General features: G+C 44.6%; 9 protein-coding genes and 1 other annotated feature. Of the genes, 2 read left to right on the top strand and 7 right to left on the bottom strand.

Features of this window, described 5'->3' with window-relative positions:
• Positions 1–30 precede the first annotated feature (30 nt).
• The 4 genes from ACUC6J_RS15320 to ACUC6J_RS15335 all read right to left on the bottom strand — a co-directional run bounded on the left by ACUC6J_RS15320 (position 31) and on the right by ACUC6J_RS15335 (position 4536).
• On the bottom strand, positions 31–273 hold the full coding sequence (locus ACUC6J_RS15320; RefSeq protein WP_013371869.1) for an HPr family phosphocarrier protein: 243 nt from the start codon (positions 271–273) through the stop codon (positions 31–33).
• Between the two features lie 91 nt (positions 274–364).
• Positions 365–1480, bottom strand: coding sequence for an aminopeptidase (locus tag ACUC6J_RS15325; protein WP_013371870.1), 1116 nt, complete (start codon positions 1478–1480; stop codon positions 365–367).
• A 76-nt stretch (positions 1481–1556) separates the two neighbouring features.
• Positions 1557–2381 carry a hypothetical protein gene (locus ACUC6J_RS15330; protein WP_447250299.1) on the bottom strand — a complete coding sequence of 275 codons (825 nt, stop codon included), beginning with the start codon at positions 2379–2381 and terminating at the stop codon, positions 1557–1559.
• A 169-nt stretch (positions 2382–2550) separates the two neighbouring features.
• Positions 2551–4536, bottom strand: coding sequence for a sensor domain-containing diguanylate cyclase (locus tag ACUC6J_RS15335; protein WP_263560548.1), 1986 nt, complete (start codon positions 4534–4536; stop codon positions 2551–2553).
• A 436-nt stretch (positions 4537–4972) separates the two neighbouring features.
• Here ACUC6J_RS15335 and rpsD point away from each other — a divergent pair, with 436 nt between their 5' ends.
• On the top strand, positions 4973–5572 hold the full coding sequence (rpsD, locus tag ACUC6J_RS15340) for a 30S ribosomal protein S4 (protein WP_016822373.1): 600 nt from the start codon (positions 4973–4975) through the stop codon (positions 5570–5572).
• A 77-nt stretch (positions 5573–5649) separates the two neighbouring features.
• Here rpsD and ACUC6J_RS15345 read toward each other — a convergent pair whose 3' ends face one another.
• Together ACUC6J_RS15345 and tyrS are read right to left on the bottom strand one after the other, a co-directional pair.
• Positions 5650–6516, bottom strand: a complete 867-nt coding sequence (locus tag ACUC6J_RS15345) for an AraC family transcriptional regulator (RefSeq protein WP_025365212.1) — start codon at positions 6514–6516, stop codon at positions 5650–5652.
• 196 nt (positions 6517–6712) lie between these two features.
• Positions 6713–7966: a tyrosine--tRNA ligase gene (tyrS, locus tag ACUC6J_RS15350; RefSeq protein ID WP_447249065.1), complete on the bottom strand. Its 1254-nt coding sequence runs from the start codon at positions 7964–7966 to the stop codon at positions 6713–6715.
• Between the two features lie 65 nt (positions 7967–8031).
• Positions 8032–8298: a binding site (T-box leader), on the bottom strand.
• Between the two features lie 135 nt (positions 8299–8433).
• On the opposite strand from tyrS, the gene ACUC6J_RS15355 reads away from it, so the two are divergent.
• Complete coding sequence (locus ACUC6J_RS15355) at positions 8434–11457, top strand: transglycosylase domain-containing protein (RefSeq protein ID WP_447249066.1); 3024 nt, start codon at positions 8434–8436, stop codon at positions 11455–11457.
• Positions 11458–11579: 122 nt separating this feature from the next.
• Here the strand turns inward: ACUC6J_RS15355 and acsA are convergent, their stop codons facing one another.
• Complete coding sequence (acsA, locus tag ACUC6J_RS15360; RefSeq protein WP_447249067.1) at positions 11580–13295, bottom strand: acetate--CoA ligase; 1716 nt, start codon at positions 13293–13295, stop codon at positions 11580–11582.
• Positions 13296–13517 lie beyond the last annotated feature (222 nt).

Consider the following 13517-nt stretch of genomic DNA (forward strand, 5'->3'; position numbering starts at 1 on the left):
AGGTAGGGATGCTTTTGCTTCCTCAATAAGTTAGGTGGCTACTGAAATGTGCAGCCCGTGCTTCTGGAACACCTCAATAATCGCTTTTTTGGCTTCCTCGGCGTCAGGTCCGTGAACATGCAGCTCATAACTGTGACTGCTGACCAACGTCGTAAACAAGCCCAGTATACTTTTCACATCAATATACTTATTTTCGGAATGAAGGACGATGGAAGAAGTGAATTTGCTCGCCGTCTGTGCAATTTCAACAACCGCCGCATTATTGTTGGACATAGTAAGATCCCTCGCTTTACTGGATTGTCGTGTATCAATGCTCATTCATTATGATACATTGAAATCGCTTTCTCAGCAAGAACAGATATCGTTATTTCAAGTTTTCAGGATTTAAAGGCTCCAGCTCAGGCAGCACAAATATGCCGTCCTTACGGATTAGAACATCATCAAAATAAATTTCACCGCCACCATATTCTGGACGTTGAATCAATACCAAATCCCAATGAATCGAAGAACGGTTACCGTTATCCGCCGTTTCATAAGCTTGACCTGGTGTAAAGTGCAAGCTGCCTGCAATCTTCTCGTCAAACAGAATATCCTTCATTGGGTGTAAAATGTGTGGGTTAAACCCGATGGCAAACTCGCCAATATAGCGTGCTCCCTCATCGGAATCGAGAATATCATTTAACCGCTTTGTATCGTTGCTTGTCGCTTCCACGATTTTACCATTTTCAAAACGGAATTTAACATTTTCAAAGGTAATTCCATTATACAGGGTTTGTGCATTATAGCTAATAGTTCCGTTAACTGAATCACGTACAGGCGCGCTGTATACTTCGCCATCCGGAATATTGCATTGACCCGAACACTTAATGGCTCCGATTTGCTTGATAGAGAAGCTCAAGTCAGTACCTGGACCGCTGATCCGTACTTTGTCTGTCCGATTCATCAAGTCTGCCAATGCATCTTGAGCCTTGTCCATTTTTGCGTAATCCAGGTTACATACATCGAAATAAAAATCTTCGAATGCTTCGGTGCTGATATTGGCCAATTGAGCCATGCTGTCATTCGGATAACGCAGCACTACCCATTTTGTGTGTTTCACTCGTTGTTCGCTATGTACCGCATGCTGATAAATTGAATTATACATTTTCATTTTATCTTCCGGTACATCTGACAGATCATTTACATTTTCGCCCGCACGAATTCCGATGTAACAGTGCATTTGTTTCATCCGGTTGAGGTCAATTTCAGCCCAAGTTTCCAGCATTTCCTTTGTCGCATTGCGAAGCATAGCGCTCTGCACCTTACGATCTGTAAGCTGAACAAAAACATTTCCGCCTTTTTTACCAACTTCATGAATGATGGCGTTAAGCAAGTCACGCTCTGTACCAATCATTTCGATCAATACATTTTCTCCAGGCTGCACTTCAACAGAGTAACCTACCAGATTTTCCGCCAGCTTAAGTATTCTAGGATCTTTCATGTAGTGTCTCTCCTTCTTTATTTCACTCTTTTTGAACAACGGTTAATTCAAATTCCATTGTATCATGCCCGCTCCGTTACTTGTAGTCCTCAAAAGCAACTCGGGTGATCAGAACCTCTTGATGCAGCTCTTCATTCGCAACCTGTCGGGAAATTCGGCATTCTGATGACAGCTTTAAGGGTAAACCCGTTTGGCGATCTATAGTTAAATGGTACACAGTCTGCACACTGGAATGCTCCAGCTGGTTGTTCATATCCTCACAACTCTGCTTCCATACTTGGCTCAGCTTTTGTTGCAGCTCTTGGTTCGTTTCTGTATGCTGCGTTTTTAATATCCTGATTTGAGGATTTAACGTATTCATCTCTTCCATTAAACGTTCTTTTAACCAACGCTTTGCCGAGGCAGGCTCTGGTTCAATCCTCACCACCCAAGTTCCCCGGGCAGCTCCCTTTTCCATACGAATGCTCTTATTCAGTGTATTTAATTCCTCGAGCTCCTGAATCGGATTGAAGCGATTTAACATGCCATTTTGAACCATAGAAGTATCCCCAGATGTCAGCGCAATCCATTTCCCATTTTGACGAAGAAATCGTTCATGTGTAACACCAGGCTCGGACTTATCTTCTTTTAGTGCTACATAGTCGCCTTGCTTACGGAAAGCCTCTGTAGATCCCCAGTGCATGATTAATTCATCGTGATTTCTTAGCTTCCCGCGATATTCAAACTGTTTAGCCGTAGGCAGACCATCGTCAGTTCTGATTCCAGTCTGTCCGCTAAATGTTATCCTCTCTCTGCCAGCCATTCCTGCAACAGCTCTTCTAAAAATCTGCTCAGGAGTATATTGTCGATCCAGTACACAACCGCTTAACACACATATAATTAGAAACACACAGCCCCGCATTACCCATTGCTTTCTCCAATGCATACCATCATCCGTCCTATCCTAAACATGAGTATAAATCATGATAAAAATTCTGTTTTAGAACATCCATGTTATAGCTACGCTTAGGATTACCTGTCTACAAACGGTTATGCAAAACAAAAAGAGAACATTCCCTAAGGAATATTCTCTACACATCGCCTATATGATCAATAACTATACGATTACGGCCTTCATTTTTTGCTTCATATAAGGCCATATCAGCCCTATAAAATAAAGATTCGATACTGATCTGCTCGTCCAGCCAGTTCCATTCAGCAATCCCGCAAGAAACAGTCACCTGAGGATTAGTTTCATATTGTACACGGCTACGTATTTTTTCTGCATACCCCAGTGCCTGCTGCACCCCCAGCTGCGGCAAATAAATGGCAAGCTCCTCTCCGCCCCATCTGGCACATACATCCTCATCACGGGTCGCCGAGCGAACAATATTGCTGACGCTTTTCAGAATTTCGTCCCCCGTCTGGTGGCCATACGTATCATTCACCTGCTTGAATTGGTCAATATCGACCAAAATAAGCGAGCCACAGAAATCCTTTTCCTGATGCTCCTGAATGATTCGGTCTACATAATGACGCACATATAAACCTGTTAGCATGTCCATATTAGCGAGACGCCGCACCTCGGCATGCAGCATAGCATTAGTTACGGCCAGTCCGATATGAGGAGCCAGCATTTGCAGCATCTTGTAATTATCGTAAGAAAAAAAGTGTGGGAGCTTGCTCGATAATAATATAACCCCTCTAGGAGTCCCCCTGTTCTTCATAGGCACAGCCATCAAAGACTGAGAGTCCGTCGCATCCATAAACCGAGAGGATATCTTTCCATCCTTCCTATAGTCAGACACAATCACAGGCTCTCCTGTTTTGCATATCAGTCCAGCAAATCCGCCTTCACGAGGGTAACTCTCCAGCTTTAAACTTTCAACATTGCTTGACATCACCCTAAAGCAACTTCCATCCTGATCCAGCTGCACAATACAACAAAAGTCGGCCATGAACATTTTTAATAACTCCTGCACGGCAAACTCAAATATTTCATTTAATTTCAGGCTCTGATTCAAGCGCTGAACCAACTCATTAATGAGCCGCAATTCATGGATAAGTACATTTGATTGCTCCAGCAGCTTCGCATTTTCAAATGCGGTGCCAGCTGTATCTGCCATCATCGCAATCAGCTCTACGTCCACTTTTTCCATACTATCCGCACCTGCCGGAAGAATCATATGGAAAACACCATATACGCCCTGCTTACCACGTAACGGGATACCGATTTCAGTTATTTCATCTTGTGGACCAGCAGGCTCATTCACAGCCATTTGCCCTTTCATAAATGCACGGACACATACATCCTCGTCCCGTTCATGCAGCAACAAAGGCTTGACCTGAGGATTTCGACTGTGCCGATCCTGACTCATATACAACGTGATATCCACATGGGGAAACAAATAGGCGATACTTCCAAATACTTCATCCAGCACGCCTTCCACATCAATCTTGTCATGCATCCGTTTTACAATCTGAAATAAAATAGAGCGGCGTCTGCCCTCACGTTCGCTCCGATTCTGCATCCCTAGGATATCTTCCATAAATATATACTCAAACTTCGAGTAAAAGCAGGATCTAAAATGCAAAGAAGCCACTAACAATGCGTCCTGATTCGAGACAGAATGTTGAGCAGGCCGTGTAAAACGAAGAGCGGCGAAAGGCTCTCTCTTGTAATTGCGGCATAATATGGGGACCATGTATACAAATGCAAGGCTCCCATCTCGAAGTTTACGCTGGCTCACTTCCATCTCTCTAGATATGCAACAACGCTCGACCAACTCTAAATCCTCGTCATCATCCTCTTCCCTACCAGCAACCCGAACACCTGTAAAATTAAAGACAGCAGTATACTCTTCACTGATCCAGGATATACCATTGCTCTGCTGTAACCAATTCCGATATCCTTGGACGAGAAGCTGATTAATATAGGGGTAATCATAGGGTGTCATATCCATGTTCTGGAGCCAGGCAAAAGACGTATATCCTTTATCATCAAACAGCGGAGCACCGCTAGCCTGCACTGTTTTACTGTCAAGCGTTTGCTGATCCGTTGTTGAAAATTCCGACATATTAAGGCGCTCCTTCACAGCAAAATTAGCTGTACCAAGACAGCGGCTATACACCACTATAGCTCATAATATGATCTATTTTACTCTCAACTTTAGAAATTTGCATCCATTTTTCAGAAATTCGTCCCACTTTTTTAGTTCTAAAGCCCTATCGACAAATTTTGACGTTTTCATTCTTTTTCTCTTCTTGACATTGACCCACTATACCATATAATATATATTATTGAAAAAGACTGTACGGCAGAACTATCTACTGTGCGGATCTTAAATTTTGGGCGTAACAGTTTGTGTCACCCTCATCTTATTTGTTGCTGACAGGACAGCGGCTGAACTTTTCTGTCAGTAGTGCGTCTCACCTTACTAGGTAGCGCCGAACAAATTGGAGCGCAAAGAGAGCCCCAACTCAAATTTTAATTATGAAGGAGTTAACTCTATAATGGCACGTTACACTGGTCCTAAATTTAAATTGAGCCGTCGTCTCGGTATTTCCCTGAGCGGCACAGGTAAAGAATTGAAACGCCCTTTCCCTCCGGGACAACATGGTGCAAACCAACGGAGAAAAATCAGTAACTACGGTATGCAGCTTCAAGAAAAGCAAAAGCTGCGCCACATGTACGGTTTGGGTGAAAAACAATTCCGTACCCTGTTCAACAAAGCTCAACACATGCACGGTATCGCTGGTGAGAACTTCATGTTCTTGCTGGAAAGCCGCCTGGACAACCTTGTATTCCGTCTTGGCTTTGCTAATTCCCGTGCAGGCGCACGTCAATTGGTAGCTCATGGTCACGTTACTGTGAACGGCAAAAAAGTTGACATCGCTTCTTACCAAGTAAGCCTTGGCGACGTGATCGGTCTTCGTGAAAGAAGTCGTTCCCTGTCTTCCATCAAAGAAGCTTTGGAAAACCGTAACCACTTGGCAGCTTACCTGGAGTACAATGACGCAGCTCTGGAAGGTAAATACATTCGTTTGCCTGAGCGTGCTGAATTGTCCCAAGATATCGATGAAAAACAAATCGTCGAATTCTACAACCGCTAATCCTTGCATTAGCACCAAAAAGCACCCGAATTCATTCGGGTGCTTTTTATATTCCCCACGCATTAAGCCTGAGAGTTTTATTCAATAGGGATGTACACTTTCATATTCAAATGATCAGGATAGGAATTCATCACGTCCGTAATTTCAAAATCAGGTCCCTCCCTCCGTTCAAAATTAGAATTAGGAAGCCATGTGCCGTAGATAAAATCTCGTATACTCTGAACTCGTCCATTTGAACCTGAAGCGTCAAACTCAGCATACTTTCCTGCTGGAATCTCCATATATATGAAACCCTCAGCCAGTTCTTTTGATTCTTCTTCAACGGCCTCACCCACCACAAATGAAAATGCACCGTTGTCTTCAAATCGACAGGCAATCCCATATGACATTCCCGGTGCGATTTTATTTGGAATACACATAAAATATTCATGTGCGCCAAAGTGTTCATAAAATCCTGGGATTTCTTTATAATGCTGCTCATTATTGAGATTTGTTTTATATTCATATCCTACAATTTTGGTCGTTTCGAGTTGCAGTATCACAGGCTTGTTCACCTCTAATTCCTCCGTTGCGTTTTTTTTGTAATCCAGAAAATTGATTTTACTTTGATCAGAAAGCTCAATATCACAGTTACGATATTTCCCAGGGGTGATCCCAAAACTTTTTTCAAAAGCGCGAGTAAAAGCTTCTTGCGAGTTGTACTGATACTCAATAGCTATGTCCAATACCTTTTGGTTGGATTGCTTTAGCCGTTTTGCCGCCTCGGACAATCTTCTCCTTCTTATATATTGTTGAACTGTAAAACCCGAAATGGCCTGAAAAACCCGCTGGAAATGAAAAGCTGAAAAGTATGCCTGTGAAGCAATCTCGGCAATTTTTAAATCTTCCCGGAGATTCAATTCAATAAACTCAATCGCACACTGAATTCGTTTAAAGTAGTCCATATAATCCTTCCCCACACTTGTTATTTATCTAGACTTCACCCACATTGGGCAACCCACGTATTCATTATGTAAAACTCTGTATCTATTTGTTTGATTATTTGTGCTAAGTTTACCACGGCTTTTCGCTTGGTAGAAATAAAAAAAGCAGCACTGAGATACGAGATCAATCTCAACGCTGCTTTTAAATGTATTTTAATTATCCAAGCTTGATCTTAGCAAATTTCCGTTTACCTACCTGTACAATGTCGCCTTCCTGCGGCTTGTATGCTTCGTTCACATCGGTCCACTTCTCTTCATTAATTTTGACCGACCCCTGCTGAATACTACGCTTGGCCTCACCGTTAGATGCTGCAAAGCCTAGATGAGTCAGCAACTGGATCACACGAACGCCACCTTCTTCTAACTGATCTGCTGTTAAGGTGAATTCTTCAATGTCATCAGGAAGCGCGCGTTGTTGGAATACAGTCACAAAATGCTGCTTGGCCGCTTCTGCCGCCTCTTCACCGTGGTACATGCGCACTAATGTTCCGGCCAGTTTCATTTTGGCATCACGTGGATGCACCGAACCCTCCTTAACACCTTTCGCCAGCTCTGCCAGCTCCTCATTGGTAATATCCGTTGCAAGCTCAAAATATTTCAGCATCAACTCATCAGGAACGGACATCGATTTACCATAAATTTCATTTGGCTCCTCATCCACACCAATGTAGTTACCCAAACTTTTACTCATCTTTTGAACGCCATCAAGCCCCTCAAGCAGTGGCAATGTAATGGTTGCCTGCGGTTCTACTCCGTATTCCTTTTGCAGGGTTCTGCCCATCAGCAGATTAAACTTTTGGTCTGTTCCTCCCAATTCTATATCGCTTTGGAGAGCCACAGAGTCCATGCCCTGCATCAGCGGGTAAAAGAACTCATGGATGCTGATCGGCAAGCCGTTTTGGTACCTTTTTGTAAAATCATCCCGCTCCAACATACGGGCAACCGTTACTTTGGCAGACAGAGTTACCACATCCGCAAAAGACATCGGTCCTAACCATTCGGAATTGTAGTATACCTTTGTCTTTTCAGGATCGAGAATCTTAAAAATTTGTTCCTTGTATGTTTGTGCATTACGTTGTACATCTTCCTCAGTCAGTTGCTTGCGGGTCTCCGATTTACCTGTCGGATCACCAATTCTGCCTGTAAAATCTCCGATAATCAGTTGCACTTGATGCCCTAATTCCTGGAACTGGCGCAGTTTGTGCATAACAACCGTATGTCCGATATGAATATCGGGTGCAGACGGATCTAGACCCAGCTTAATTTTAAGTGGCTCGCCGCTAACAACCGATTTAATAACCTTACGCTTCAGCTCATCCTCAGGTACAATTTCCGCTACTCCACGACGGATCACTTCTAGTTGTCGTTCTACCTCTGCCTGTTGCTCAGGCTTCAATTCTTCCCACTTCATCCTGAATCCCTCCTATTTTCCATCCAATAATTACTATTTAAACAAACCAAAAAGCCCCTTTCATCCCAAGGGACGAGAAGGAGCTACTCGCGTTACCACCCTAATTAAAGAAACGTATGCAAAAAACCAACGTTTCTTTCACTTCATTCCTATAACGGGTTTACACCCGGTACCGGATTACTATGGAGAGCTTCGCAAACCTGCAAAAGCTTCCATTCATCCAGACAGCTCCAGACGGTAATTCAAAGGAGGGACGCTACCGATTCACACCACCCATCGGCTCTCTGCACAACGTGATTCCGCCTTCTACTGAAGTCTTTCTCTGCTTTTCACGATATTTACTTTGACCTATTTATAACACACTGTTTTTATGTAGTCAACGACACCAAAAGACAGGCTTTTTAGCATATGGGTTCATTTTGTAATTTTATGCTATAATAATGGCTGTTATAAAGGAGGAAGACTTAATGGTTGAAGAAAAAAACAATGTATCAGAGCCTAAGCCTTCCCGCTTACGGAGAACCATGCGAAGGCTCGGCCGTGTCATAAAGTGGGTCGTCATCATCGGTTTTATGGGGGCACTATTCGCAGGGGGAACCGCCGCTGGCTATGTTGCTTCTATTGTAAAAAACGAGCCCGTGCGTTCCAGATCTACGATTCTACAGGAAGTAGATAAAAATGCAATTACAGGCTTCGCTTATTTTAATGATGGCTCTCCCATCGGGCAGCTTCGGACCGAGGAAGATCGAAGACCTGTTACGTTTAAGGAGATTCCTCAGCTCGTCATTGACGCAGTTATTGCCATTGAAGATAATCATTTTTACGAGCATAAAGGTGTCGATTTGTCGGGAACGCTGCGTGCTGTGAAGCAAAAGGCACTACATGAATCCGTACAAACTGGAGGGAGTACGCTTACCCAGCAGCTTGCACGTCGTGTCTTTTTAAATCTTGATCGTACGGATGACCGCAAGGTCAAAGAAATTTTGCTATCTCTGCGCCTTGAGCGCTTCCTGAGCAAGCAGCAAATAATTACAGCCTATCTCAATAAGGTACCTTTCGGTAACGGATCAAGCGGTTACAACGTCTTTGGTATTAAAGCAGCGGCCAAAGGTATTTTTAATGAGAATGATTTGGGCAAGCTTAATGTAGCCCAAGCTGCCTATCTGGCAGGTCTGCCGCAACTCCCTTCTTCTTATTCTGCTTACAACGGTAAAGGTGAGTTTAATGAAGCCGGATTTAAAAGAGCGATTAACCGCCAGCACCTGGTGCTCAGCCGAATGCTGGAGGAGAACAAAATCAATAAAGCACAATATGATGAAGCGATGGCTTTTGATATCAAAAAATCTCTAGCACCACGCACTGTTAAGGCTTATAACACCTATCCATATCTTATGATGGAAACAGAGCGGCAAGCTGCTCAGGCACTCATGTCTGTCACCAATCCGAGTCAAGCAGCTAATGCCAGTGCAGATACCAAAATCAAGGATGATAACGACATGCTCAAAGAAGCTGAACAGCAGCTTCGCACAGGCGGCTATATGGTATATACCACCATTGATAAGAGCGTGTACAAATCCATGCGTCAAATTGCAGAAAATAAGGACAACTTCTCTGCTACAAGTAAAACCAAGGGTGACGAGCAAGCGGCGGCCATTCTGATTCAGCATAAAACCGGCGCCATTCTCGGTATGATGGAAGGTCGGGACTTCCAAAAAGAGCAAATGAACTATGCTACCCAGATGGTACGCCAGCCGGGTTCAGCCATGAAACCGATTGCTGCTTATCTGCCTGCTTTGGACAGCGGTCTTGTACAACCTGGCACGATTGTGGATGATGCTCCTATTATTTTGAAAGATGGCAGTAATGGATATCACATCCCGAAAAATGCCAACAACCGCTACCAAGGATTAGTCACAGCGCGTTATGCACTGAATCAATCGCTAAATACGATAGCACTCAAGCTGTTTAACGAAAAGGTAGGGATTAATAAGGCTTGGGCTTTTGCTAAAAAACTGGGTATTACCACCTTGGAACCAAGTGATAACAACGCCCAAACTGGTGTACTCGGCGGCTTGGCCCACGGGGTAACCGTTGAGGAACTAACCAATGCATATGGAGCCATCCCAAATGGCGGTGTGTTTAATGATGCCTACATGATCGAAAAGATCGTGGATTCGCAAGGCAATATTGTATACAAGCATCAGCCTAATCCTGTACAGGCCTTCACACCACAAACCGCCTACCTGATGACAGATATGTTACGTACAGCCGTATCGGAAGGCACAGGCAGACTGGTGAAGCGTAACTTTAATCAATCCGGCAAGATTCCGATCGCTGGCAAGACAGGTACTACGCAATCCTACACCGATGTGTGGTTCGAGGGTTTTACGCCTGACGTCACGCTGGGAGTGTGGGTTGGTTACAAGCAACCTGTCAATAAGCTTGAAACGAAAGCACAAAAAGAGCGGGCTCGTCGTCTATGGGCTCTAATCATGAATGAAGTAACGGCTAAAGATTCTCAGTTATTCCAAACGGACAGTTTCAAGAGACCTGACGGTATTGTAAGCCGGACAGCGTCCGCCTATGGTTCAGACATTTATAACAGTAAATATTTACCCAAAAACAGTGAAAATGGTGTTACCCGTGCGAAATACATTACCTATCAGGGTGTAAATTACATTCCACGTGATGGTACGCCAGATGATATGTTGTATGAACGGACTGTTAGAAAACGGGAAAAGCCAATCTCAGAATTGATTAAAGAGCTTCAGCAAGCCTTTAGAGTGATGAGACGGCATAATTCGTTGTCCTACTATCTGCCTCAAGATGCAGATAAAGAAGCACCTACTCAGATTGATCCACGCAAGGACGATGGGGCAGCTCCTAACGCTCCATCTAGCGTCAGCGTAAGCTATAGTGATGGCAAAGCCATAATTAGCTTTAGCCCAAGCGGAAACAGTGATGTTGTAGGTTACCGTCTATATCGTTCTACAGATGGAGGCAGCTTCCAACGGCTTGGTAAGGTTGTCATGGCTGATGGCTCCAAGGTATTCTCTGATAGCCCTGGTGGAAGCAGCGCAAGTTACTATGTGACCGCCGTTGATGTGGGAGGACATGAATCTGGGCCAAGTACCCAAGCAAGTGCAGCGCCTGTAGTGCCACCTGCAGATTCTGAGTCACCAGATATTCCGGGCGAGGGAGATGGAACAGGTGCGCAGCCTACAGAAGTTCCTACAGCTCCTGGGCAGCCCCAAGCTAAAGCTGCAGGCACGTCCGTAGTCCTCCAATGGAGTGCAGGAAAGCCTGCGGACGCTATAACAGCCTATAACGTATATTACAGTGAAAGCGGTGCGGAGCCTTTTAAAAACATAGGCTCTACCGCAAACACCAGCTTTGAGTATAAACCAGGCCGCAAGCCCAAAGGCTGGTTCCGTGTTACTTCCATGAATACCATGGGGGAATCAGCTCCTTCTGGAGCCGTTCGTCCATAGTTCAAAACAAAAACAAGAAGCGATAGTTTGGGTGAGATGCATGAGTTCACCCTAATAAAAAAGGGAGTCTCCATAGCTATAATAGCTATGGAGACTCCTTTTTGGTGCAAACATGCATCAATTCAATCCTCAATAGTAGACAAGTCACCTGTAGGAAGGTTAAGCTCCCAAGCTTTCAGCACACGTCTCATAATTTTGCCGGAACGGGTTTTGGGTAACCTTTCCTTAAATTCAATTTCACGCGGAGCAGCATGAGCAGACAGCCCTTCCTTGACGAAGCGGTAAATGTCCTGTTGTAACGCTTCCGACGCGGTATAGCCATCACGCAGGGCGACAAAAGCTTTAATGATCTCTCCTCGTACAGTATCTGGTTTGCCAATGACTCCTGCTTCCGCTACGGCAGGATGCTCCAGAAGCTTGCTCTCCACCTCAAAAGGACCGATGCGCTCTCCAGAGGAGTTAATAACATCATCAATTCTTCCCTGAAACCAGAAATATCCGTCCTCATCCATGTAAGCTGAATCACCGGATACATACCAACCGGAAAAGCGGAAATATTCCTGAAACTTATTGGGATTGTTCCATATGCGGCTCATCATGGATGGCCATGGTGTACGAATCGCCAAATGTCCCATCCTATTAGGAGGCAACACCTGGCCTCTGTCGTCCAAAATAGCAGCCTGAATACCTGGAAGTGGCTTTCCCATCGAACCCGGCTTAATCGGCAGCTCTGGGTAATTACAGATCAACTGTCCTCCTGTTTCCGTCATCCACCAAGTATCATGAATACGCTGTGTGTATACTTGCCAACCCCATCTCACTACCTCGGGATTCAGTGGCTCCCCAACGGATAATACATGCCGCAAGCTGCTTAGATCATAATTGGCAACTACCTGCTCCCCTGCGCTCATCAACATCCGAAACGCCGTAGGAGCACTATACCAAATAGTCACTTCGTGACGTTCAATCGTGCGGTACCAATCCTCTGGGCTGAAACGTCCTCCACGGATGACATTCGTGGCTCCATTTAGCCAAGGAGCAAAAATACCATATGATGTTCCCGTGACCCAACCAGGGTCCGCAGTACACCAATACACATCATCTTCCCGCAGATCCAGTACCATTTTCCCGGTATAGTAATGCTGAATCATTGCATTTTGCACATGATACACGCCTTTGGGCTTGCCCGTTGAGCCTGACGTATAGTGAATAATTAATCCATCTTCCCGACCCAGCCATTCGGGCTCAAGATCTTCTGAGGACGTGAGCATTTCCGTTTCGAAATCAATAATTCCCTGCTCCCGTTCGTCCATATCACCAACCACAAAAATATGACGCAACGCAGGAAGCTCCTCACGTTTCACCCGTGAAAGAAGCGCAGGTGTGGTTACTAGTGCCACCGCCCCGCTATCCTCCAAGCGATCTTTAACCGCCGTTTCCATAAACGCCTCAAATAGTGGACCGACAACAGCCCCTACCTTTAAAACCCCAAGCATGCTAATGACCAGTTCAGGTGAACGCGGCATGAATATAAACACCCGCTCCCCTTTACCAATACCGTATTTGCGCAGCACATTTCCGAACCTGTTGGAGCTGGCACGGAGCTGAGAAAAAGTGTAGGTTTCATGACGGTTTGCGTCGCAATACAAAAGTGCTGCTTTCTCCCCCCGGCCTTCCTCTACATGTCGATCAATCGCCTCATGTGCCATATTCACTTTGCCTGTTTCATACCACGTAAAATGACGTTCTACATCTTCCCACTGAAAGTTGTTGTAAGCTTGTTCATAAGGGCCCATGTTGGATGTGGGAACTACAGCCTGGAGTTCTTCAATCTTCATGCGTTCAGCCTCCTCACAATGGAATAATGAGAATTACACAGAACAAAATAGCGCTTACAAAATTAATGATGCAAATCAAGTCTTTTGATTTGTGGTTTGATTTAAAGCATTTAATTGTGAACAATTCGTGTCTAAATCAGTATATCATAGGTGAGGATGTGACGACCATCCTTTTCATTTATTTGTTTTTTTGTTATAAGTAGGGGATATGAAGAGGTACTG

It is taken from the genome of Paenibacillus sp. JJ1683 (assembly GCF_053006485.1).